17 protein-coding genes are annotated in these 23,255 nt (G+C 61.0%); 10 read left to right on the top strand and 7 right to left on the bottom strand.

Features of this window, described 5'->3' with window-relative positions; all coding sequences use genetic code 11:
• Positions 1–24: 24 nt before the first annotated feature.
• From I4W09_RS01430 to I4W09_RS01420, 3 genes are all read left to right on the top strand, one after another.
• The gene (locus I4W09_RS01430) at positions 25–1,572 is read left to right on the top strand and encodes an LPXTG cell wall anchor domain-containing protein (protein ID WP_196031379.1); all 1,548 of its coding nucleotides are present in this window, start codon (positions 25–27) and stop codon (positions 1,570–1,572) included.
• A 56-nt stretch (positions 1,573–1,628) separates the two neighbouring features.
• Entirely contained in the window at positions 1,629–3,242 is a 1,614-nt protein-coding gene (locus I4W09_RS01425) for an LPXTG cell wall anchor domain-containing protein (protein WP_196031378.1), read from the top strand.
• A gap of 205 nt (positions 3,243–3,447) precedes the next feature.
• On the top strand, positions 3,448–5,832 hold the full coding sequence (locus I4W09_RS01420; RefSeq protein ID WP_196031377.1) for an LPXTG cell wall anchor domain-containing protein: 2,385 nt from the start codon (positions 3,448–3,450) through the stop codon (positions 5,830–5,832).
• A gap of 312 nt (positions 5,833–6,144) precedes the next feature.
• Here the strand turns inward: I4W09_RS01420 and gltA are convergent, their stop codons facing one another.
• The 6 genes from gltA to glmU all read right to left on the bottom strand — a co-directional run bounded on the left by gltA (position 6,145) and on the right by glmU (position 13,908).
• A complete protein-coding gene (gene gltA, locus I4W09_RS01415) occupies positions 6,145–7,554 on the bottom strand; it encodes an NADPH-dependent glutamate synthase (protein WP_196031376.1) in 1,410 nt (469 codons plus the stop codon).
• Positions 7,545–8,384 (bottom strand): sulfide/dihydroorotate dehydrogenase-like FAD/NAD-binding protein, encoded by an 840-nt coding sequence (locus I4W09_RS01410; RefSeq protein WP_006235793.1) that lies wholly within the window; start codon positions 8,382–8,384, stop codon positions 7,545–7,547. The genes gltA and I4W09_RS01410 overlap by 10 nt, the downstream gene beginning before the upstream one ends.
• A gap of 372 nt (positions 8,385–8,756) precedes the next feature.
• Positions 8,757–9,386, bottom strand: coding sequence for an aminoacyl-tRNA hydrolase (pth, locus tag I4W09_RS01405; RefSeq protein WP_196031375.1), 630 nt, complete (start codon positions 9,384–9,386; stop codon positions 8,757–8,759).
• 351 nt (positions 9,387–9,737) lie between these two features.
• Positions 9,738–10,754 (bottom strand): putative endonuclease domain-containing protein, encoded by a 1,017-nt coding sequence (locus tag I4W09_RS01400; RefSeq protein ID WP_230318604.1) that lies wholly within the window; start codon positions 10,752–10,754, stop codon positions 9,738–9,740.
• Positions 10,755–11,316: 562 nt separating this feature from the next.
• Positions 11,317–12,303 (bottom strand): ribose-phosphate diphosphokinase, encoded by a 987-nt coding sequence (locus I4W09_RS01395; RefSeq protein WP_055285377.1) that lies wholly within the window; start codon positions 12,301–12,303, stop codon positions 11,317–11,319.
• Positions 12,304–12,495: 192 nt separating this feature from the next.
• Complete coding sequence (gene glmU / locus I4W09_RS01390) at positions 12,496–13,908, bottom strand: bifunctional UDP-N-acetylglucosamine diphosphorylase/glucosamine-1-phosphate N-acetyltransferase GlmU (RefSeq protein ID WP_196031373.1); 1,413 nt, start codon at positions 13,906–13,908, stop codon at positions 12,496–12,498.
• 205 nt (positions 13,909–14,113) lie between these two features.
• Between glmU and I4W09_RS01385 the strand changes: the two genes are divergently transcribed.
• Genes I4W09_RS01385 through I4W09_RS01375 form a run of 3 tightly spaced genes read left to right on the top strand, consistent with a single transcriptional unit; the run spans position 14,114 to position 17,353 of the window.
• Positions 14,114–14,992, top strand: a complete 879-nt coding sequence (locus I4W09_RS01385; protein ID WP_161144996.1) for an energy-coupling factor transporter transmembrane component T — start codon at positions 14,114–14,116, stop codon at positions 14,990–14,992.
• Positions 14,992–16,635: an ABC transporter ATP-binding protein gene (locus I4W09_RS01380; RefSeq protein WP_196031372.1), complete on the top strand. Its 1,644-nt coding sequence runs from the start codon at positions 14,992–14,994 to the stop codon at positions 16,633–16,635. Before I4W09_RS01385 ends, I4W09_RS01380 begins: the two co-directional genes overlap by 1 nt.
• A 4-nt stretch (positions 16,636–16,639) precedes the next feature.
• Entirely contained in the window at positions 16,640–17,353 is a 714-nt protein-coding gene (locus I4W09_RS01375; RefSeq protein WP_196031371.1) for a DUF6580 family putative transport protein, read from the top strand.
• Positions 17,354–17,503: 150 nt separating this feature from the next.
• Here the strand turns inward: I4W09_RS01375 and I4W09_RS01370 are convergent, their stop codons facing one another.
• Positions 17,504–18,322 (bottom strand): exodeoxyribonuclease III, encoded by an 819-nt coding sequence (locus tag I4W09_RS01370; RefSeq protein ID WP_195239924.1) that lies wholly within the window; start codon positions 18,320–18,322, stop codon positions 17,504–17,506.
• A gap of 135 nt (positions 18,323–18,457) precedes the next feature.
• On the opposite strand from I4W09_RS01370, the gene I4W09_RS01365 reads away from it, so the two are divergent.
• The 4 genes from I4W09_RS01365 (at position 18,458) to I4W09_RS01350 (ending at position 23,199) form a co-directional block, all read left to right on the top strand.
• A complete protein-coding gene (locus tag I4W09_RS01365; protein WP_196031370.1) occupies positions 18,458–19,210 on the top strand; it encodes an NAD-dependent protein deacylase in 753 nt (250 codons plus the stop codon).
• 95 nt (positions 19,211–19,305) lie between these two features.
• Positions 19,306–21,048: a dihydropteroate synthase gene (gene folP / locus I4W09_RS01360; protein WP_195239920.1), complete on the top strand. Its 1,743-nt coding sequence runs from the start codon at positions 19,306–19,308 to the stop codon at positions 21,046–21,048.
• The gene (locus tag I4W09_RS01355; protein WP_196031369.1) at positions 21,049–21,750 is read left to right on the top strand and encodes a hypothetical protein; all 702 of its coding nucleotides are present in this window, start codon (positions 21,049–21,051) and stop codon (positions 21,748–21,750) included.
• A 252-nt stretch (positions 21,751–22,002) separates the two neighbouring features.
• Positions 22,003–23,199 (top strand): ATP-binding protein, encoded by a 1,197-nt coding sequence (locus tag I4W09_RS01350; RefSeq protein WP_196031368.1) that lies wholly within the window; start codon positions 22,003–22,005, stop codon positions 23,197–23,199.
• The last annotated feature ends 56 nt before the right edge of the window (positions 23,200–23,255 follow it).

Raw genomic sequence — 23,255 nt, 5'->3', positions numbered from 1 at the left:
ACCCCTTACGACAAGGAGGCTCACATGCGAACGCAAATCCATGACAACCCAATCGACCACGGCCGCGCGTGCGCGCTCTCCCGCGGAACGTGGCGTCGCGTGGGCGCTAAGCTTGCCTGCGCGGGGGCCTGCGCGCTCATGGCCGGCCAGCTGCTGCTGCCGAGCGTGGCGCTCGCCGCCGACTGGGTCAACGTCGGCGGCACGCAGTACGACGCGGGCACTGCCACCGGCGACGAGGCAGGGACCTGGTCCTGGGACGGCGCCGACGGCATGAAGCTCAACGGCTACGACGGCGGCTCCATCGGCGCCAAGGGCAACCTCACCATCGGCGTGACGGGCACCAACACCGTCACGGCCGACGCCGGGCAGAGCGCCATTGCTGTTAAGAACGGTAACCTTGCCATTACCGGCGACGGCACCCTGAATGCGACGGCCCAGAACGATGTAATTACAGCGATAGGCGACGGCAGGACCGGCGGCGATGTGACCATTGATGGCGCTGACGTTAACGTGACAGCCACGGGCGGAGCATATGAATCCATTGGTATCCATGCGGCAGCGGGCGACATAGCCATAAAGAATGGTGCCGACGTCCATGTCGAGGCAAAGTCGAACGCCGATGTCTTTGCAGTCCTTGCCGAAAATGTTCCTCCCAGGCATTCTGCCATCGAGGGTGCACAGGCCGAAGAGGCGGACTACAGCGCCAAACATGGTGGCTGTATCATGGTGGACAACGCTAAATTAAATGCGACGGCGGGTAATGCAGGGGGCATGTCGGTCGCTCTGTATTCGTTTGGTATTAAGACGGAAACATATTTGAAGATTGCCAACGGGGCGGATGTTTCGCTCGCGACAGGGAGCGCAGGAAAAATCTCGGCTGGTGTTTGGATACGCGTGCAAGACGGGGCGTCATGGATACGCGTCAGTCGCTCGAACCTCACGGCTCAAGGTGATGCCGGGACTGATGAGCTTGTAGGGGCAAATCGCAAAGATGTCTATGGAATTTTTTCACAGTCTGGCTCCCCGTCGGCTACCCCTCGAATTAGCTTCTTTCAATCAAATGTTGTGGCGTCGGGCTCGACGGCGGCAGTCTATGCCGTCAATATGGGGCCCTTCAGGGCCCCCTATATCAAACTTGAGGGAGGGTTAAAGATTGCGATTCCCGACGGAGGTACCGTGCGCGACACCGTTGGAAGTGGGCGTGTCATCGGCGTTCCCGGGTCGTCTGTCATCCAGGACATTAGAACTTCCGACGAGGTCGCCCGCAACGTGGTAATCAGATCTGGAGATGCGGCCGAACCCGAGCCCACCCCGCAGCCTGAACCCACCCCGGCTCCCACGCCACAGCCGGGCGGCGGCAGCGGGACCGACGTGTCGTCCGTGACGTCGACCCAGGCGAGCTCCACGGCCGCTGCCCCCAAGCCGGCCGCGCAGGTCGCCGCGGTCCAGAAGTCCGCGGGCGCTCTTGCCGCCACGGGCGATAGCGCCGCGACGGCGGCGGCAGCCCTCGGCATCGCCGGTGCGTCCGTCATCGGCGCCGGCTTTGTCGCGTCCAAGCACCGCAACCGCTAACGCAGGCTTCCGCAACATAAGACAGCGGAGGTACCCCTTACGACAAGGAGGCTCACATGCGAACGCAAATCCATGACAACCCAATCGACCACGGCCGCGCGTGCGCGCTCTCCCGCGGAACGTGGCGTCGCGTGGGCGCTAAGCTTGCCTGCGCGGGGGCCTGCGCGCTCATGGCCGGCCAGCTGCTGCTGCCGAGCGTGGCGCTCGCCGCCGACTGGGTCAACGTCGGCGGCACGCAGTACGACGCGGGCACTGCCACCGGCGACGAGGCAGGGACCTGGTCCTGGGACGGCGCCGACGACATGAAGCTCAACGGCTACGACGGCGGCTCCATCGGCGCCAAGGGCAACCTCACCATCGGCGTGACGGGCACCAACACCGTCACGGCCGACGCCGGGCAGAGCGCCATTGCTGTTAAGAACGGTAACCTTGCCATTACCGGCGACGGCACCCTGAATGCGACGGCCCAGAACGATGTAATTACAGCGATAGGCGACGGCAGGACCGGCGGCGATGTGACCATCAGCGGCGTCAGCGTCAACGCGACGGCTTTGGGTGCAGCGGAAAACGTGGCGGGCATTCGCGCGACGGCCGGCAGCGTGACAATCGATAAGGGCGCTGATGTCAAAATCGAGGCGAAATCGGCTGAAGGATCTTGGCGTCCAATGGAGATCATCTGCGGTATCCATGCTGATAACATTCCAAACAGACACGCTGCCCAGGAAGGCGAGCAGGAAGAGCCGGATTCCGCTTATGAGCACGGCGGCGATATCACCGTCGATGGCGCCAGTCTGTCGATTAAGACTGGCGATGCCTCGTGGGCTTCCATGTGCATCAATACGTTTGGTATCAAGAAGAATACCCTCATGAAAATCGTCAACGGAGCCGATGTCACGCTTTCGGCTGGTAGTGCGGCTTCGCTCTCGGCGGGTATCAGCGCACGCTCGCAAGCCGGTGCGGTGTGGATGCTTGTCGAGAAGTCGAACCTCACGTCTCGAAGCTTGTCTGCCGCAAGCGGCATCGACGCCGATCGCAATCAAAGTTTTGGAATCATGGCAGAGGCAAATACCAGGTTTGAAACGCCTCGTATCCAGATTTTCAAATCGAAGATTGAGGCTTCGGGCGCGACTGCGGGAATCTATGCGATCAACCGCAACGGCGCGAATGCGACACTGTTCCGTGCCGCGATGATCGATTTACAAGGGAACGCGATGATTACGACTCCGACGGACGGTGCCGTGCGCGATGTGAAGAAGGTTGTCGATACGGGGCAATGGTCTAGTTCCCAGAGCGGGCAGGTCATCGGTGTTGCCGGTTCGTCTGCGATTTCGGATATCGTCGGTTCTGCCGAGGTCGCCCATGATGTGGCGATTGATTTTGGAGACGGGCAGGAGCCGGACCCAACGCCGGACCCCGAGCCGGCTCCGGAGCCCGATCCCATGCCCAATCCCGAGCAGAAGCCTGACCTCAAGCCCGTAGATAAGGACGCAAAGACCACCACGGCGGTTACCAAGACCGTTACGACCAAGACTGCCGCCGGCGCCAAAAGCGCTTTCGGTGTTCTGGCCGCCACGGGCGACAACGCCGCGACGGCGGCGGCCGCCCTCGGCATCGCCGGTGCGTCCGTCATCGGCGCCGGCTTTGTCGCGTTCAAGCACCGCAACCGCTAACGCAAGCTTTCATAGCCATTTTCAGCCGCCGCGTGAGCACAAATGTCCTCGCGGCGGCTCTTTGTATTTCCGCAGGTAGAGGCCTAGGTTCGCATCTACGAACCTAGGCGTACGGAGTCATTTGGCACATCTTGGTGGTACAGGACCACCACAAAGGGGACAGACAACTTTGTGGTGGTATGTCCCTACGACCAAGGAGGCCGTTATGAACGAAAGTCACTTTGACAAGCAAGCTCAACGTGAGTCCACCTGCTCGCTGGTTCACGGTACCCGGTGTTGTGTGGGTGCCAAAATAGCTTGCGCCGGCGCGTGTGCGCTTATGGTCGGCCAGCTGCTGCTGCCGAGCGTGGCGCTGGCGACGGAATGCGCCGATCCCGCCGCTGGGACGGATGAAGTTGCCGCGGCTCCGGTGACGCCGACGGTTGCGGAGGATACGGCCGCAACGACCGCACCAGCCGCTTCGACCGTGCCTGCAGCCGATGCTGCTCCGGCGGCGCAAGCCACCGCTGAGCCTCAGCAGACGGCCCCGACTGGCGCCACCGATGAATCCAACGATGCGGCACCCGCTGAACAAAATACTCCCAGCGACAACGCCGCCACGCCGGCGAATGACGCCATCATGCCCTGCGGTGTGACCGATGTTGTTGGCGGCAGCGGCGTTAGGGTCAATATTACGGTGCGGAACAATTACACCGACATCAAGAAAGAAGAAACGATTGAGTATGTGAAGGGGATTGCCCTTGTAGATGGAGACCAGTCTGCTCTCGATGGTAGCGCTTTGACTTTTATCGGCCTGGGGGACTTGATCGTCCATGCGGCGTATGACAGTGCGAGCAATAAAACAACGCTTACCCTGGATATCAGCAAGATTCAGAGACAGAAGGAGGAGCAGAAGTACTTTACGGAGTACAAGGAGAATAAGTCCAAGATGACGACCACCTATGATGGATCCAAGCTTACGTATACGGGTACAGAGCCCGGGAATATCATCATCGGTGATCCGGACGACGCCTTTAAAGGAGATACCGAGGCGACCGGGAAACCCACTATTAACGAGATCCGGGATGACTACTACACCCGCACCCATGTCTACGAGAGGGCGTGCCTTGTTATCCCGGCAGCGGAATCAGAATCGGAATCCATCTCCTTTGCCAATGTTCAGAATACGAACTTCAATTGGCAGCTGGATACTGGTCCGCAGGCGACGGCAGGTGTCCCTAACTACGATGCAGATAAATACGAAATCGCTTATGAATGCTGGCAGGAATTTGAAAACAACGAACCCGTTGCTGCCTGGTATTCCGATAACGGCTCACATGGTTCCCTGCCGACTATTACAAAGTTTAAAAGCGGGAAAGAGTACGTGTATTCTCTTATGCTGAAGCCAAAAGACGGATATTCCTTCAGCGATGAAACCGTTGTTACCGTAAACGGGGAAACCGTAAAGTCGAGTCTAAGCGGAGAATTCCTGTATGTCCCTGCTATTAAAACAATTACGATGCCTGCTTCGTCGGAAAACGAAGCTCTTGAGAATCTAAACGTCAACGATGTGAAAACCGACTATGCGCCCGGCGAGGCGCCGCGTGCGACCGCGACGATTCCTGCCGCCGATGCCGATAAGTATGAGATCGCCTATGAGTGCTGGGAAGAGATGGATGGCAGCGACCCTGCGGAGCTCAAGCCCGTTGCCTTCTGGTATTCCGATCCCGCAATGTACACGCCGGGCATGAAGAAGATCGACCACTTCGAAGAGGGCAAGTTCTACATGTATTCCGTTGAGCTGAGGCTCAAGGGCGACAATACCGTGGCTGATGACTGCGAAATGAACGTCAACGGTCATTGGGCGCACCACATCAAGACCGCCAACGGCGTCTTCGCGCCACACGCTGACAATATGCTGTGCGAGCAGCCAATCGACGAATGGCGTGCCATCGACGTTATAGAGATCAACGGCGCCACGACCACCTTCAAGGCGGGCGATAAGCCGGTCTTTACGGCGGGTACTCCGGTGGATTCGAACTCCGTCCTTCAGTGTGAGTACTGGACGGGTAGCGACGGCAGCGAAGTGAACTCTCAGAAGTTCTGGGATCAGAACATCACGAACCACATCGACGCCTTTAAGCCTGGCGTGACCTATCGCTACGGTATCTACCTCAAGCCCGCGCGCGGATTCTACTTTACGCCCAACACCAAGCTGGTGATCAACGGCCAGGAGTGCGGCTACCAGATGGGCGAAGCGAGTGTAGCTGATCCCGAGAGCGGCTGTATCTTCACTCTGTGGCTCAACACCGATCTGACGTTTACGCCCGAGGCCACGCCGGCTCCGGTCGACCCCGAAAAGCCCGCGCCGCAGCCTGAGGTCAAGCCTGAGCCCAAGCCCGAGGTGAAGCCCGAGACCAAACCCGCGGCTAAACCGGTCACGACAACCACCACGGCCAAGACGGTTGAGAAAACCACGCAGGCCAAGAAGGGCGATGCTGTCCTGGCTACCACGGGGGATACCACCGCGATGACGGTCGCCGCTCTAGGCATCGCCGGTGCGACCGTCGCCGCTGCCGGCATCGCCGCGGCCAAGCGTCGCAAGCGCTAGGTTTTTGCGGCGGCGCCCATCCTCGTCTTTAGCAAAATCTCAATCTGTAACATCAGACTGTCCAAAACGGCTCTAGATGTTACAGATTGAGATGAACGAGCGGACGTTCGCACAATGTCTCAATCTGTAACAACTACGGGACTCAACGTGGCCTACCTGTTACAGATCGAGACAAACTGGCCGGTCAGGCCCCAAACCACCACAAAGGTGCCTGTCCCCATCGTGGTGGTGGGGCGGCCGGCATAGAAAAAGTCCCCGCCGGGCGTGTGCTCGACGGGGACTTTGCCGTTTGGTGGCTAGCGCTGTAGGTGATTACTCGCCCAGCAGGCTCTTGGTGATGGAAGCGGCGGCCTTCTTGCCGGCGCCCATCGCCAGAATGACCGTAGCGGCACCGGTGACGATGTCGCCGCCGGCCCAGATGCGGGGATCGGTGGTCTGGCCAGTCTCCTCGTCGGCGACGATGTAGCCCCACTTGTTGAGCTCCATCTTGCCGCCGATCTTCTTTGCGAAGGGGTTGGCGTTGGTGCCGATAGCCGAGATCGCGACGTCGCAGGGGATCTCCTCGATGGCGCCCTCGATGGGCACCGGGCGACGACGGCCGGACTCGTCGGGCTCGCCGAGCTCCATCTTCTGGACCTTGACGGCGCACACGGAGCCGTCTTCGCCAGCGACAAACTCGAGCGGGGAAACGAGCGGCAGAACCTCGACGCCCTCGGCCTTGGCGTGGTGCAGCTCGGCACGACGGCAGGGCATCTCGTCCTCGGTACGGCGGTAAGCGATGATGGCGTGCTCGGCGCCCAGACGCTTGGCGATACGGACGGCGTCCATAGCCACGTTGCCGCCGCCAAAGACAACGACGTTCTTGCCGTGCTTGGTGGGGGTGTCGTACTCGGGGAACTTGTTGGCCTTCATCAGGTTCACGCGGGTGAGGTACTCGTTTGCGAAGAAGACGTTGGGCAGGTTCTCGCCGGGGACGTTGAGGAACTTGGGCAGGCCAGCGCCGGTCGCCACGTAGATGGCGTCGAAGCCCTGCTCGAACAGCTCCTCGGCCGTGGCCATGTTGCCCACGACGGAGTTGTACTCAAACTTGACGCCCATGTCCTCCAGGCCGTCAATCTCGCGCTTGACGACCGCCTTGGGCAGACGGAACTCGGGGATGCCGTAGACCAGCACGCCGCCGCCGGTGAAGAAGGCCTCGAAGACGGTAACGTCAAAGCCGTTGCGGGCGAGCTCGCCGGCGCAGGTGATGCCGGACGGGCCAGAGCCGACGACGGCGACCTTCTTGCCGTTCTTGGGGGCCATCTTGGGCGTGGAGGCGAGCTCGGGGCGGTCACCCAGGAAGCGCTCGAGCTGGCCGATGGCCACGGGCTCGGATTTCTTACCACGGATGCACTTGCCCTCGCACTGGTTCTCCTGCGGGCAGACACGGCCGCAGATGGCGGGAAGCATGGAGTCCTCGCGGATGGTATCGAGAGCGCCGCCGAAGTCCTTCTCGCGGATCTGCTCGATAAAGCGGGGGATGTTGATGTTGACGGGGCAGCCCTCAACACAGAACGGCTTCTTGCAGTTGAGGCAGCGCTCGGCCTCGGCCAGCGCCATCTCCTCGGTGAAGCCCTTGTCGACGGGGCGGAAGTCGCAGGCGCGCTCGGCAGCCGGCTCCTCGTTATCGGGGGTACGGGGCGACTTCATATCGGCAACGAAACGACCGTTAACTAGTGGCATGCGCAGCTCTTTTCCTCATAGGCCTTGAGGGACTCGCCCTCTTCGGAACGGTAAGCGGCCTGGCGGGCACGAAGGTCATCCCAGTCGACCAGGGTGGCATCGAAGTCGGGGCCGTCGACGCAAGCGAACTTGGTCACGCCGCCCACCTCGACGCGGCAGCAGCCGCACATACCGGTGCCGTCAACCATGATGGGGTTGAGCGACGCGGTGATGGGGGTGTCGTACTTCTGGGCGGTGAGGGTCGAGAACTTCATCATCGGAACGGGGCCGACGCAGAAGACCTGGCTCACGGCCTTGTCCTGCAGCAGGCGCTCCAGCGGAGCGGTGACAACGCCCTGCTCTCCGTAGGAACCGTCGTCGGTGGTGATATGGATGTGGTCCTCGTCGAGGAGCTCGCGGAACTGGTCCTCCATGAGCAGGAGGTCCTTGGTGCGGGCGCCCATGATGGCGTGCACCTCGTGACCGGTCTCGACCAGGTGCTTGGCGACCGGGAAGGCAATTGCCAGGCCGACGCCGCCGCCAATGACGGCGCAGGGGCCCTCGGCCATCTCGGTGGGAACGCCCAGCGGGCCCACGACGTCGCGCAGCGACTCGCCGGCTTCGTAAGTGGACAGCATCTCGGTGGTCTTGCCGATCACCATGAAGATGAACTCGACCCAGCCCTCGTCACCGTTCCAGCCGGCCAGGGTAAACGGGACGCGCTCGCCCGTCTCGTTGGCGCGGACCATGAGGAACTGTCCAGCGTGCGCATGCTTGGCGATTGCGGGCGCCTCGATGCGGAACTTGAACACCTTCTCCGAGAACTGCGTCTTCTCCAGGATCTTATACATAGAACCCCTCTCTTGTTAGGGCCGCCGAACCGTGCCTCCACGGAAATGGACGGTAGCCCGAATAAAACCGTACGCGCACAGGCGTTGTGCAGACATACGGTGCAAATTATACCCTCATGGACATGTCACTTACGTGTGTCTTCGGCGGTTGGGAGCAGGGTTTATCCACTTCGACCTGCCAAAGGGGGAGAGGTTTATTTTGGCAGGTTTTATCAGGCAAAACGGCAAAGGGGGCCGGCCTCGCGCTTCGGTGAGGCCGGCCCCCTTTGGAGCGTTGCATATGTATAGCGGCACAGGGTTTATTGCGACGCAGCCGCCGCGGCGTTTCCGCAGATGAAACCTGCCAAAATAAACATCTCTAAATGGTAGGTTTTAGTGCTTGCCGTTGGCGGAAGCGGCGCCGTTTACGTGATCGCGGGCGTAGATTACGCCGTGGACGATGGCCAGACCGGCGACATCTGCGGCGCGGGCGCAGGTGTCCTGGAAATCCTCGGCTTCGCGGGCGCGCAGCTGCTTGAGCACGTAGTCTGCCACGGCCATCTTGCCGGGAGGGTTGCCGATGCCGGTGCGGATACGGCTAAAGTCGCGGCTGCCCATCTTGTCGATGATGGAGCGCAGGCCGTTGTGACCGGCATGGCCTCCGCCCACCTTAACACGCACGTCGCCGGCGGGAATATCGAGCTCGTCGTGGATGACGAGCAGCTCCTCGGCCTTGATCTTGTACTCGCGGCAGAGCTTGGAGATGGGCCCGCCCGAGGTGTTCATGTACGACTGCGGCTTGACCAGTACAATCTGGCGCTTGCCGTTCTCTTCCTCGGCATCGTTGATGTTGATGAGCGCGACCTCGGCGCCTGCTTGGTTTTTCCAGTACGTGACGCCGGCCTGACGGGCCAGCTCGTCGATCGCCTTAAAACCGGCGTTGTGGCGGGTCTCGGCATACTCATCGCCAGGGTTGCCAAGTCCGGCAACCATGCGAATCTTAAGCGGCTGTGCAGCTGCCATGTTCATCCTTTCGTTGATTTGTCGCCTGCTATGGTGAGCGACCCTGTTGCCGCTGTCAAATGGAGGGCAATTGAGGTTGTTTGGGGGCGTTTGGACGGCCGTCAAAATCCGAGGTGGACAGTTAGTTCAGATACGTATAAGTTCTGAGGACTCGAATTGCTCAATTCAATGCCGATACGTTGTTTTGGAACTTTAGTTAGTCCATATGACGCTGTTTTGAAGTCTACCCCGCTTTCAAATAGGGCGAATGGTATAGAGATAGCTGCAAAACAGCCTAATTCAATGTGTCTATTTATACGTATTTGAACTAACTGTCCAGCCCTGTTCGACGGCGCACGGGTGATTCGCCGTTTAGACCGGCGCAAGGCCGATTCCGGCCCGCAGAGCGTTGAGCCAAGCGGCCTGACGCTTGCGATAGCCCTTGATGCGATATCGGAATCGGACTCCTGCGAGTCGATGCATCGTTTGGGCGAAGGCTTCGAGTGCAACAAGGTCTTTCATTTGGTCGCGATTGATAACCAGGACGTGGATGCCCATTGCCTTGAGGCCATTATTTCGATTGCCATCGTGGATGCGAGCGTTTTGAAGCTCATGCCCAATTCCGTTGTATTCGTTGTCGACTCCGGCGGCCGGGCAATATAGGTCGCAGATGGCGTAAGGGATGCCGGAGGACATGTTAACCGCAAGAGTGTCGAAGTCGATTCGATAGTTGAGTAGCAGGCCTCCCATGGGCAGGCTGCAACATCCGAATCCGCCAAAGCGCATGGGCGCTCCGAGAACGGCTAACATTAGGGATTCGGCTGGGGATGCAGATCCGGGTCGGGCAAGCTTGACTGCCGTGCGAAACGAGGTGTATGAGCTACTTTTGGCGAAGCGCGCGACCGCCTCGAGATCTTCGATGGTCGTGGCGGGCTCGCATTTGTAGTGCGCCTGTTCGTAGCGGGTTTCGTTCTGCTGTTCGGTCGCCGACTGGTCGCCCCGGCAATCGAGGTCGTCCATCGCTTCGTAGTCATCGCCCTTGGGCCAGATGTCGTCATAGGCAATGGGGTATGTTGCCCCGGGAGGAAGGGAGTAGGTTCCGAGCAGCTCCATAAGGAGCATCAAGGTTTTGGCGACTGATTCATTTTTGGAACAAAGCATGGCTGTCATGGCAGGAGACGTTGCGTAGATGTCAGCCTCGACGTGCATAATTGCACCTTCAGGAAGAGGAGCGGAGAGAATATGCTGAAGAAGTCGCTTGTCGGGGCGTCTGTTGTCTTCGTTTGAAACGAGAAGATCGAGTAGTTCGGAATCATCTTCATTCCAGGCGTCGAGTATCGAAAGTGCGTCAAAGTCTATCGCGTCATTATTGGGAATGCAGCTAGCCAAGGCCTGTGCTTGCTGTTCACTATCAACGGAGTCCCAGGGTAGGGCAGAGTACGCCCGTCGTGCGCGACGAATTGCGCGGAGGGCGGAGAAATGTGAAATCACGGTCGTCATAGCTATAACGTACTAAGTTGGCGGCAGAATGCGACCGCCATACCGTTCTTTTCGCTCAGCGGGGCGCTGTGCGCCATGAACGGCTGGGTGTTATGAAATCGGTGGAATCGGTTGAGGGGATTGCAGGAAATTGAGCTCTGCCGCGAAGGTTGACGATAGCTACTGGACAGTTAGTTCAGATACGTATAAGGCGACGGGCATTCGAGGCGTTTCTAAGGGCCTTCGAGGGTGATTTGAGGGTAAATATGCGGCGGTTGTACTCGAAAACGATGAGCTTTGGGCGGCATGGCATCCGCCGGGGAGCTCAGAAGGCTCCGAACGGCCCTTTGGGGCTTTAAAAAATACGTATCTGAACCAATTGTCCAGGGAAGGTTGGCGAGGGATAGAAAAAGGGTCGGAAGCGAGCTTCCGACCCTTTAAAAGCATCAAAGATGATGCGATGCGCGTTGGACTACAGCGCGAAGTCGCCGCCGACGAGCGTGGAGACGGGCTCCTCGTGGTAAACGGCGGAGATGGCCTGAGCGAACTCCTCGGCGACCGAGATGGTCTTGATCTTGCCGCCGACCTCGACGGGAATGGCGTCGGTGACGAGGCACTCGACGATCGGGGCGTCGTTCAGACGCTCGATGGCCGGACCGGAGAAGATGCCGTGGGTGGCGCAGACGTAGATGTCGCCAGCGCCCATAGCCTTGAGCTCCTTGACGTTGGCGCACAGGGTGCCAGCGGTGTCGATCATGTCGTCGTTGATGATGCAGGTCTTGCCCTTGATGTCACCGATGATGCCCATGACCTCGGCGGCGTTGTGGCGCGGACGGCCCTTGTGGGCGATGGCCAGGTCGCAGCCGAGCATGTCGGACAGCTTCTTGGCGGCCTTGGCGCGGCCCACGTCGGGGGAGACGACAACCAGGTTGTCGGTGTCGAAGTTCATGGCGTTGTAGTACTGGCCAAACAGCGGCAGTGCGGACAGGTGGTTGACCGGGATATCAAAGAAGCCCTGGATCTGACCCTGGTGCAGGTCGAGGGTGATGATGCGGTCGACGCCGGCGCGCTCGAGCAGGTTGGCGACGAGGCGGGCGGTGATGGGCTCGCGCGGGCCGGCCTTGCGGTCCTGGCGGGCATAGCCGTAGTGGGTGATGACGGCGGTGATGGAGCGGGCGGATGCGCGCTTGGCAGCGTCGGTGGCGATGAGCAGCTCCATGAGCATGTCGTTGACGTTGCCGCCGGCCACGGACTGAATCAGGAAGACGTCGGCGCCGCGGACGGTCTCGTCGTAGCGGGCGTAAATCTCACCGTTGGCGAACTGCTTTAGCGTAAGGCCCGAAAGCTCGACCCCAAGGTACTCAGCGATCTTCTGAGCGAGGGGACGGTTGGAGGAACCGGAATACACGCGGATGGACTTGCGCATATTCTCCGACTTCTCGGGATCATTAATCGGCATTACCCTTCTCCTTTATACATCGAATGCCATATAGATGCCTTTTTGCATTGTAACCGTGCGGCGGGGTTAATCGGGTCTTGATAACGTCTTTACCGTCAACGGACACGAACCGACCACTCATCCGGTCGCGCAGGTCACGATAGAAAAAGGAGCCGTCCCCATGGAACAGCTCCTTTTGTGCTTGGTGAAACGTTATGCCTCGTCGTCCTCGTGCAGACGACGGCGATAATCGGCGGCCCAGCCCTCAATATTTACCTGACGGGCGCGGCCCAGACCGAGTGCGTCGGCCGGGACCGGCTCGGTGATGACGGAGCCGGCGGCCACGAGCGCACCGTCGCCAATCTGGGCGGGCGCGACCATCATGGTGTCAGAACCGATGAAGGCATCCTTGCCGATGACGGTCTTGTGCTTGTGGACGCCGTCGTAGTTGCAGGTGATAGAGCCCGCGCCTACGTTGACGCCGGAGCCCATGGTGGTGTCGCCGATGTAGGACAGGTGGGGCACCTTGGAACCCTCGCCGATCGTGGACTTCTTGATTTCCACGTGCGTACCGGCCTTGGAGCCGTCGAGCATGTGGGTGCCCGGGCGCAGGTAGGCGCGCGGGCCGCAGTCGACGCCGTTCTCGATGACGGCCTCGATGGCGATGGTCTCATCGATGATGCAGCCGCTGCCGACGGTGGTGTCGGTGAGGCGGCTGTTGGGGCCGAGCTGGCACTCCTCGCCCACGGTGACGTGACCGATCAGATGCGTCTGCGGCCACACGACGGTGTCGCGGCCGATGGTGGCGTCGGGACCGATCCAGGCCTGCGTGGGGTCGATGAACGTGACGCCTTCTGCCATCCAGTGCTCGTTGATGCGGTCGCGCGCGATGGCGGTGAGCTGCGCGAGCTGGATGCGGCTGTTGACGCCCAGGCCGTCGCGGTAGTCGTCGCAGTGGAAGATGGAGACTGCCTGGCCGTGACCCTTGAGGATTTCGAGCATGTCGGGCAGGTAGTACTCGGACTGCGCGTTGTCGTTGCCGATCTCGTTAATGTGGGCGGCAAGCTGCGCGCCGTCGAAGGCGTAGCAGCCGGCGTTGCACTCCAGCAGCGTGGCGGCCTGCTCGGGCGTGCAGTCCTTCTGCTCGATGATGCGCTCGATCTGACCATCGGCGCCCAGCTTGATGCGGCCGTAGCCAAAAGGATCGGGCGGGGTCATGGTCATGACGGTGCAGGCGAGCTCGCCGGTGGCGACGGTCTGCGCGAACTTGGCGACGGTGTCGGCGGTGATGAGCGGCAGGTCGCCGTTGAGCACGACGACGGGGCCTTGCGCGATGCCGCAGGCCTCGAGCGCGACCTTGACGGCATGGCCGGTGCCCAGGCGCTCGGTCTGCTCGACGCACTCGACTTTGGTGGCGCTGTTGGCGTAGGCGCCATCGATGAGGGCGCGCATCTCGTCGGCGTGGCTGCCGATGACGACCACGACGCGGCTGCAGCCGGCCTTGATGGTGGCGTCGACGATCCACTGAACCATGGGCTTGCCTAGAATCTTGTGCGAAACCTTGCAGTGGTTCGACTTCATGCGGGTGCCCTCGCCGGCGGCGAGGATAATTGCGGTTGCGTCCATGTGATCTCCTGTTACGTTATAGAGACGTGTGTTTGGAAACGATACACGGCGCAATATGATACCGCAGGCATATGATGAGCGCGTAACGATTGATGCGCGGCAGCTGAGGCTTGGGCCGGCGGTACGGCGTTTGCGCTGGTTGTGTATGGTGGCGGCGCTGCGGCGTTGACGTTTGAGCGAGGGGATGGGGATGCCCGTGGACACCATGCGAGAGGAATCGGGCAACGAACCCGTCGCGGCATTTTCGATGTCGCATCCGGCGGTGCCGGCGCTCTACATGGTGCTGACGTTGGGGCTCACCATGTTCTCGATGCAACCGGTGCTGATTGCGCTATCGCTTGCGGGCGGGTTGGCGTACGGGCTTGCGACGCGCGGTGTTGCGCGCACGTTGGGCGCGCTTCGCTGGCAGCTGCCGGTGATTTTGATCATTGCGGTGCTCAATCCGCTGTTTAGTGCATCGGGCTCGACGGAGCTGTTTCGTATTGGCATGCGTGCGGTGTATCTAGAGAGCATGGTTTACGGCCTGTGCATGGGCGGGCTGTTCGTGGCGAGCGTGCTGTGGTTTGAGGCCGCGGCGTCGATGCTCGAATACGACAAGGTACTTGCGCTTTTGGGCAACGCCGCGCCGGTGCTCGCGCTCATGATCTCGATGTGCATGCGGCTTATCCCGCAGTTTTTACGCCGCGGTCGTACGGTACTGGCGGTGCAGGATGCGATTGATGTGCCGGGTCGCGCGCCGGCCGATCCCGTGCGTTCGCGCCTACGGGCATCGAGCGTGTTGATGGGCTGGGGCATGGAAGATTCGCTGGAGCGCGCGGACGCCATGCGCTCCCGTGGATGGGGCGCCGCGACACGTCGCACGACGTACGCGCGGTATCGGCTGGGTCGCGGCGATGTTGCCGCGCTGGTTGGGCTTGCGGTGTTTGGTGCCGCTGCGGTGGCGGTGGCATGGACCGCGACAACGCAGTATTCGTTTTACCCGCAACTATCGGTGCCGGCGCCGTGGCTGGGCTATGTCGTGTACGCTGCTTGGATGATGCTGCCCTGCGTGTTGCATGCGATCGATGAGAAGAGGTTCGGCTGATGGCTCGGTTGGATAGGGGACCGGTGTCGGGCGCGGCATACGGCCCGGATATGCCGGCGATTGAGGTGCGGAGCCTGAGCTTTGCCTACCCCGATGCGGATGCTGCGGTGCTCGAGGGACTCGACTGGTCTGTTCCCCAAGGTGCATTTGCGCTGCTTGTCGGCGGTACCGGATCGGGTAAGTCGACGTTGCTGTCGCTACTCAAGCCCGAGATCGCTCCGGCGGGCGAGCGCACTGGCGAACTGCTCGTGCTGGGCGAGAACGTCGCCGACATGGATGTGCGGGCATCGGCGGAGCGCGTGGGCTATGTGTTCCAGGATCCCGAGAACCAGATCGTGTGCGAAACCGTGTGGCACGAGATGGCGTTTGGCCTGGAAAACTTGGGGCTAGCGCGTGATGAGATGCGCCGTCGCGTAGCTGAGACCAGCTATTTCTTTGGGCTGGAAGATTGGCTTCACCGCGATACTGACACGCTTTCGGGCGGTCGCAAACAGTTGCTGTCGTTGGCGGCCGTTCTGACGCTGCGCCCGCGCGTGCTGCTGCTCGACGAGCCCACGTCTCAGCTTGATCCGGTTGCGGAGAAGAATTTCCTGCACGCGCTGTTTCGTGTGAATCGCGAGCTGGGCTGCACGGTTGTTGTGGCGACGCATCAGCCGCGCCCAATGCTCGAATACGCGACGTGTGCGTACCGGATTGAGGACGGTCGCGTGCGCGAGGTGGCGGATATGGCTTCTTTGGGACGCCGAGAATCGCTGTTTTCCGATGACATGTTGGGGTGGGGTGCCATCCGATGTGCAAATAAAGGAGTATTCAGCAGGCGTGAGGACAATTTGGGCTCTCTGGAGCCGCCCGGGGACGTATCGAGCGCGAAAAAAAGTTCGGAATTGGACAAATCGTCCGAATTTGTGGCGCAAACGTCGCTCGAGAACGGCTCGGAAGCCTTCTCGCGCACGGATGGAAGCAGAATACTCCAAAAAATGCACGGCGGGTCGGCTACCACCCTGTCGGAAGGCTGGTTTCGCTACGATCGAGCGTCCGGCTGGGTGCTGCGCGGGCTCGATGCTTCGTTTTCGGCCGGTGCGGTGCATGCGATCGTGGGCGGCAACGGATGCGGTAAGTCGACGATGCTCTCGGTGCTGGCGAAGACCGCCACGCTGCAGCGCGGCCGCATGGTGCGCGGAGCGGCCTCGGCGGCGTTGCTGCCTCAGAATCCCAAAGCATTGCTGGTTGCCGAGACGGTGTGCGACGAGCTGATGGAATGGGCTTCAGCCTGCGGATATGACGAGACCGTGGCGCGGGAGCGCGCGGCGAGCTTGGGGCTGGACGGCCTGGAGACGCGCCACCCCTACGACCTCTCGGGCGGACAGCGCCAGCTGCTCGCACTGGCAAAGCTGCTGCTGATCGGCCCCGAGCTGCTGCTGCTTGACGAGCCCACGAAGGGCTTGGACCTGGAGAGTCGCCGCACCATCGCCCGTGCCCTGCGTGACCATGCGAAGGCTGGCGGCACCGTCATCATGGCTACGCACGATTTGGACTTTGCCGAGCAGGTAGCCGACGACGTCGCCATGATGTTTGACGGCGAGATTGCCTGCGTGGAGCCCCCGGCCGACTTCTTTGCCGACAACGTGTTCTATAGGGCGTGATGGGATGACGGACTGTCGTTTCTCGCGTTTACTCACAAAACTGGAGATTCCGCTGTTGTTGGCGGTGCCGGCGGTGATGGCAACGGCGTTGCTGGCGGGCGTTGAGCAGGCGGCGCTCGCCATGCTTGTCGTGGTGGCGCTGGTGCTTGCGCTGTTCTTTGCAGGCTACGAGGCGTCGCGACCGGGCCTGCGCCAGATTATGCCCACGCTGGTGCTGGCGGCGCTGGCGGCGGCGGGCCGCATCTTGTTCGGCCCCATTCCCGACTTTAAACCCGTGAGCGCCATCGCCATCATCGCCGGGGCGACGCTCGGGCGTCGCAACGGCTTCATGGTCGGCGCGTTGGCAGCACTGACCAGCAATTTCTTTTTTGGGCAGGGCATGTGGACGCCGTGGCAGATGTATGCCTGGGGGCTCGTGGGATACGTTGGCGGTGCGCTGGCGTATGCGGGTGCATTCGACCGCGCCGATGGCACCGTGCGTATGCCGGCGCTGCTGACCTACGGCTTTGCTTCGGGTTTGCTGTACGGCGTTGTGATCAACGCCTACGACATCATTGGTTTTGTACAGCCGCTTACTTGGGCAGGTGCCGTGGCACGTCTTGCCACCGCCGTGCCGTTCGATATCACGCACGGACTCGCGACCTGCGTGTTTTTGGCCGCCTTGTACAAGCCCTGGTGCCGTCGCATTAACCGTGTCGTCGTGAAATACGGGCTGTAAGGCATTTCGCGTTTCCTCACGAACTTGCGGTGGAATAGTTCTCGTTTTTGGCTATTTGCTGCCCAAACAGGAACTATTCCACCGCAACTTATAGGGGGAGAGGGGTCACATGATCTGTTTTCCTCTGTCCCCTAGAGGAATTACTTGGGGCTAGAGCTCTAGCGTGAGGGTGACGGGGCAGTGGTCGCTGCCGAAGATATCGCCGCGGATACCGGTGTCGCGCACGGTATTGGCGATTGAATCACTTACTAAGAAGTAATCGATGCGCCAGCCGGCGTTGTTCTTGCGGGCATTAAAGCGATAGCTCCACCAGCTGTAGACGCCCTCGACGTCTGGATTAGCCGTGCGCCAGGTATCGGTAAAGCCGGCGTTGAGCAGCTCGGTAAACTTGCCGCGTTCTTCGTCCGAAAAGCCAGCGTTGCCGCGGTTGGACTTGGGGTTCTTAAGGTCGATCTCCTCGTGCGCAACGTTAAAGTCGCCGCAGGTCACGACGGGTTTGCCGGTCTCGCACTCGAGCGCGTTCAAAAAGCCGCGGTAGGCATCGTCCCAGGCCATGCGCACGTCGATGCGCGCGAGCTCATTTTGTGCGTTGGGCGTGTAGACATCCACAAACCAGAATTTGTCGAACTCGAGCGCGCAGACGCGGCCCTCGGTTGCGGCTTGGGCGACGAGCACGGCCGCCTCGCCTTCGCCGGCGTAGGGCAGCAGCGCATCGGCGCGCAGTACGCGCAGCGGCTCCTGGCGGCTAAAGACCGCGGTGCCCGAATAGCCTTTACGCTCGGCGTAGCTCCAGGTTTGGTGATAGCCGGGCAGGTCAATATCGACCTGGCCTTCTTGCAACTTGGTCTCTTGCAGCGCCAGGATATCGACGTCGAGTTCTTGCGCGATCTGGATAAAGCTCGGGTCCTTTTTGAGCACGGCGCGCAGGCCGTTGACGTTCCACGAGGCGAAAGTGTAAGTCTGAGGCATGGTGTCCTTTCGGCGGGGTTGGCAGGCTTAAGATTAGCGCAACAGGGGCGGGGTGGGATCCGCGCATGCTGACTTAAAGGCCGCATGCTGGGACGTCGCTCAACGCTGCCCGACTAACAAGGACGGAGGACTCATATGACGCAGGCAATATCGGACCCCAGGCAGGCCTCCGCCGCGCTGGCGGATCTGTTTGACACCCACAAGCGCGTGGTCTTCTTTGGCGGCGCTGGTGTTTCTACGGCAAGTGGCATTCCCGATTTCCGCAGCGTGGACGGCCTGTATCACCAGCAGTTTGCCTATCCGCCCGAGACCATGCTGTCGCATAGCTTTTACGAGGCGCATCCGGCGGAGTTCTTCGACTTTTACCGCACCAAGATGATCGCGCTTAACGCTAAACCCAACCGCTGCCACACCAAGCTGGCCGAGCTGGAGCGCGCCGGCAAGCTCGACGCCGTGGTGACGCAAAATATCGACGGTCTGCACCAGGCGGCCGGCTCACAGCGAGTGTTTGAGCTGCACGGATCGGTCCATCGCAACATTTGCCAGTCGTGCGGCGCGGTCTATAGCGCCGAGTGGATTTGCTCGCGCGAGCACGAGGATGCCGCGGGCGTGCCTGCGTGCCCCGCGTGCGGTGGCCGCATCAAGCCCGATGTAGTGCTCTACGAAGAGCCGCTCGACGAGCATGTGTTGACCGGTGCCGTTGCCGCCATCGCCGCGGCCGATGCCCTCATTGTGGGCGGGACCTCGCTCGTGGTGTATCCGGCGGCAGGCCTTACGCGATACTTTACCGGCGATACGCTGGCTATTTGCAATCTTGCTCCTACCGATCAGGATGCAAATGCCGACCTGCTGATTTCTTGCGACATCGCGGCCGCGTTTGCGTTCTAGCCCGCGTGCGCGGATACAATAGAAAGACTGAGTGCAAAGCGACCCCGCCGCCAGCTCCCCAAGCTCGGCGGCGTGGGCATTTTAGGAGGATGTTCATGGCGAACGACAGCAAGACATGGCGGTGCGGAAAGTACGAGCTCAGCTTTGACCGTCCGCGCATCATGGGCGTCCTCAACGTGACGCCCGATTCGTTTAGCGATGGCGGGGAGCACTTCGACCCGGATGCCGCCATCGAGTACGGCCTGGCGATGCTCGACGCCGGCGCCGACATCATCGACGTGGGCGGTGAGTCCACGCGTCCCGGCTTTACTCCGGTCAACCCCGACGAGGAGGCTCGCCGCGTGCTGCCCGTTGTGCGCGCGCTGGCCAAAGAGGGTGCCATCGTCTCGATCGACACGCGCCACGTGGCGGTTGCCAAGGCGGCCGTGCGCTGCGGCGCCTCGATCGTCAACGACGTGACCGGCTTCACCGATCCCAAGATGGTCGAGTTTGTTAAGACGAGCACCTGCGGCGTCATCGTAATGCACGCCGGCGAGGTCGCCGCGACCGCACGCACGCACGCAACGGTGCAGCTCGATACCTCGGCAGCGGCGTTTGTTGCCGAGAAGGCGCGCGAGGCGGCTGCCGAGGCCGCGCGTGAGGCCGAGAAGCCGGCTCGCCGCCGTCGCGGCAAGTTGCTGGGCGAGCCTAAGCCGGAGGCCAAGCTTCCGGGCGGCGTGGTGCAGCCCTCGTTGCCGTTTGGCGAACCGGAGCCCACGTCCGAGCCTGCAAGCGAGCAGGAGACGCCGGCCGCCGAGCAGGCTGCTGCCGCCGAGACCGTCGCGCCCGCGCCCGAGGCCGCGCCCGCAGCCATCGAGGCCGCATCGGAGTCCAATGACCGCCTGGCCGCCATGATGCGCCGCAGTGCCCGCCGTGAGGAGGCCTATGTGCCCACCTCGCAGCTCCGCCGCTTTACCCTGCCCGATTCGGCGCCCATCATGCGCCGCGTCATGGGCTTTCTGTCCGACCAGGCCCGCACGCTCATCCATGCCGGCGTGTCGCGCGACCGCATCTGCATCGATCCTGGCCCGGGCTTTGGTAAGTCGGCTAACGAGGACATCGTCATCCAGCGCGAGACTGCCAAGATGGCGTCGCTGGGCTACCCGCTCATGTGCGCCGTGTCGCGCAAGCGCTTTGTGGGCGCCGTCTCTGGCGTGACCGAGGCCGCCGAGCGCGATGCCGCCACGTTTGGCGTGTGCCTGGGCGCCATCCAGGCCGGTGCCAACATCGTGCGCGTGCACGACGCCGCGGGTTTTGCGCAGTTCCTGAACGGTTACTGGGCGGTTGCCAAGCCGCAGCCGCGCCGCGCGTTTGTGGCCGTGGGCTCCAACCTGGGGCATCGCTGCGACAACATCCGCGCCGCACGCGAGATGATCGCCGAGATTCCACTCACCTGCGTGTCCAACTCCTCCAAGATTTACGAGAGCGAGCCGGCCTACGAGACGCGCCAGGACGCGTTTGCCAACGCCGTCATCGAGATCAAGACCGAGCTGGCGCCGCTGGTGCTGCTCGATGAGCTCATGAAGATCGAGGCCGAGCTGGGGCGCGACCGCTCCAAGAAGGCCAAGGCCAACGGTCCGCGCACCATCGACCTGGACCTGCTGTGGATGGATGGCGAGACCCACGGCGGCAAAAAGCTGCGCCTGCCGCATCCTCTCATTGGCGAGCGCGACTTTGTGCTGGTGCCGCTCGAGGACCTGATGCACGACCCGGCGCGGTTCTTCCGCTACAACGGTGTCGAGGTCAAGGAGCCCGAGGACCGCGTGGGCCATATCGTTGGCGAATTGGGGCGTATGTAGATGATCGAGATGAATGCTGTTGCTGCCGGCACCGAGCTCGACGCGGCGCGTAACGCGGGCCGCGAGGGCGTGTCCGCGGGCTGGTGCGCGTGGAGCGCGGGCGATGCTTCGCTGACGTTTTCGCTGGTCGTGCGTCCGGATGTGAATATGCACGCCTTCCACGGCCTGCCGTTTGTGGCCGCGATGGGCATGATGGATGCGCTTGTGGGCACAGTGTCGACGCCGGGCCTGGGCCTTTCCGGCAAGGTGGGTATCCGGTGGCCGAGCGATATCGTGTGCGGTGCGCCTGCGTTTGAGACGTCGCTCGCGCGTGTTGCCGTGAACGGCGGTGCCGGTGCCGCGGGCATGTTCGGTGCCGTGACGGTGGATATTGAGCGTTCGGCGCTGGGCGAGCTTGGTGTGGACGTGGCTGACGAAGCGCTGGTCGAGACGCTGGCCGCCGCCGTGCTGGCCCGCGTGGACGCTTGGGCGGTTGTTGCCAACACGCCGCAAGGCGCCGCAGGGCCGCTGGCTCCCGTGCTGGGCGAGTACTTCGACATGGTGCCGCTGCTGGGCCGCCAAGTTGCGGCGGTGTCGCCCAACGGCCTGCCGCTTGCGGTCGGTGTGTTTGCAGGCCTGGACATCTGGGGCCGCGCGACCATTAAGACCGATGCCGGCGAGCAGGAGTTTCCGCCTGAGGCCGTACGGATTCGCGGACTGTAACGCGAGGCGCCCGCGCTCAAAGACAACGATGACAACAAGATCTTCCTCGGCCTGTGCCGGGGAGGGTTTTGCCTATCTGGGGAATGGGCTGCCAGCGACCTATTCCTCAAAACTGAAAAATTTTCGTTTTTGAGGAATAGAATTAAGGCAGCTCGGTCTTTCGCGAGGTATATTCGCTATAGAGCCTATTCCTCAAAACTGAAAATTTTTCAGTTTTGAGGAATAGCGATAAAAGACCGCGAGGAGGCCCCGATGAAACTCATCAATAGAACGTCATATATGGACACGTTGACGAGCCTTATTGGCGTGCCGGACATCAAGGTCATCACGGGCATTCGCCGCAGCGGTAAATCAAAATTGCTCGAGGCCCTCCGCGATTACGTGGAGGCAAATCTGTCCAATTCGAATGTCATCCATATCAACTACAACCTCGATGAGTTCGAGAACCTGCTCGAGTATCACGCGCTGCTCGCCTATGTAAAAGGGCATCGAGTATCCGGCAAACAAAACTTTCTGCTTATCGATGAAGTTCAGATGTGCGACGGTTTTGAGCGTGCGATCAATAGCCTTCACGCATCCGAGCAGTACGACATATTCATTACCGGATCGAATGCCTTTTTGCTGTCGAGCGATCTGTCGACGCTCTTTACGGGGCGTACGTTTGAGATCGAGGTTTTCCCATTCTCGTTTGAGGAGTATCGTCTCTATGGCGACGAGGGCGAGGTCGACCGCGACTTCGATGAGTACACGAGAACCGGCGGTATGTCCGGCTCTTACCCTTATCCACTGCAGGAGCAGCGCTATCAATATCTCTCCAACGTCTTCAAGACGCTCATTGTGAGAGATATCGTGCAGCGGCATAACGTGAGAAACGAATCGGCGCTGCTGCGCATTGCCGATTACATGATGGACAACGTTTCCAGCATTACGTCGGCACGCAACATTACTGATGCATTAAATGCGGATGGGCTAAAGATTACGAACAAGACGGTCGGCACGTACATGGGGTACCTGTGCGATGCGTTTGCCTTCTATAAAGTTCGTCGGTACGACATTCGCGGCAAAAAATACCTTAAGAGCGGCGAGAAGTACTATCTGGCGGACCATGCGTTTAAATATGCGCTTCTTGGTACACGTGATATGGATTGGGGACGCGTATACGAGAACATGGTGGCAATCGAGCTGCTGCGTCGCGGATACGAGGTATACGTCGGCGTGCTCTATAAAAAGGAAATAGACTTTGTAGCAATCAAGCGGAGCGAGAAACTCTACATTCAGGTGAGCGACGACATCAGCTCGGATAAGACATTTGAACGCGAGATTTCGCCACTGCTGAGCATTGGCGATGCGTATCCCAAGATGATTCTCGCCCGCACGCATCACGAGGCCACGGATCGCGACGGAGTGCAGATCGTGGACCTGGCGAGGTGGTTGTGCGGCGAGGCGTAGCGGAAAGCCCTATTCCTCAAAACTGAAAATTTTTCGATTTTGAGGAATAGGGCTGA

Origin of the sequence: Collinsella aerofaciens (genome assembly GCF_015670795.1) — a bacterium.
GTDB lineage: Bacteria > Actinomycetota > Coriobacteriia > Coriobacteriales > Coriobacteriaceae > Collinsella > Collinsella aerofaciens_Q.
Note: the sequence above shows the minus strand (reverse complement) of the source record. Positions and strands in the feature narration are given on the sequence as shown.

Bases quoted from the DNA above. Each gene is read 5' to 3' on its own strand.
- I4W09_RS01430 (WP_196031379.1), top strand. From the start codon at position 25: ATGCGAACGCAAATCCATGACAACCCAATCGACCACGGCCGCGCGTGC.
- I4W09_RS01425 (WP_196031378.1), top strand. From the start codon at position 1,629: ATGCGAACGCAAATCCATGACAACCCAATCGACCACGGCCGCGCGTGC.
- I4W09_RS01420 (WP_196031377.1), top strand. From the start codon at position 3,448: ATGAACGAAAGTCACTTTGACAAGCAAGCTCAACGTGAGTCCACCTGC.
- gltA (WP_196031376.1), bottom strand. From the start codon at position 7,554: ATGCCACTAGTTAACGGTCGTTTCGTTGCCGATATGAAGTCGCCCCGT.
- I4W09_RS01410 (WP_006235793.1), bottom strand. From the start codon at position 8,384: ATGTATAAGATCCTGGAGAAGACGCAGTTCTCGGAGAAGGTGTTCAAG.
- pth (WP_196031375.1), bottom strand. From the start codon at position 9,386: ATGGCAGCTGCACAGCCGCTTAAGATTCGCATGGTTGCCGGACTTGGC.
- I4W09_RS01395 (WP_055285377.1), bottom strand. From the start codon at position 12,303: ATGCCGATTAATGATCCCGAGAAGTCGGAGAATATGCGCAAGTCCATC.
- glmU (WP_196031373.1), bottom strand. From the start codon at position 13,908: ATGGACGCAACCGCAATTATCCTCGCCGCCGGCGAGGGCACCCGCATG.
- I4W09_RS01385 (WP_161144996.1), top strand. From the start codon at position 14,114: ATGCGAGAGGAATCGGGCAACGAACCCGTCGCGGCATTTTCGATGTCG.
- I4W09_RS01380 (WP_196031372.1), top strand. From the start codon at position 14,992: ATGGCTCGGTTGGATAGGGGACCGGTGTCGGGCGCGGCATACGGCCCG.
- I4W09_RS01375 (WP_196031371.1), top strand. From the start codon at position 16,640: ATGACGGACTGTCGTTTCTCGCGTTTACTCACAAAACTGGAGATTCCG.
- I4W09_RS01370 (WP_195239924.1), bottom strand. From the start codon at position 18,322: ATGCCTCAGACTTACACTTTCGCCTCGTGGAACGTCAACGGCCTGCGC.
- I4W09_RS01365 (WP_196031370.1), top strand. From the start codon at position 18,458: ATGACGCAGGCAATATCGGACCCCAGGCAGGCCTCCGCCGCGCTGGCG.
- folP (WP_195239920.1), top strand. From the start codon at position 19,306: ATGGCGAACGACAGCAAGACATGGCGGTGCGGAAAGTACGAGCTCAGC.
- I4W09_RS01355 (WP_196031369.1), top strand. From the start codon at position 21,049: ATGATCGAGATGAATGCTGTTGCTGCCGGCACCGAGCTCGACGCGGCG.
- I4W09_RS01350 (WP_196031368.1), top strand. From the start codon at position 22,003: ATGAAACTCATCAATAGAACGTCATATATGGACACGTTGACGAGCCTT.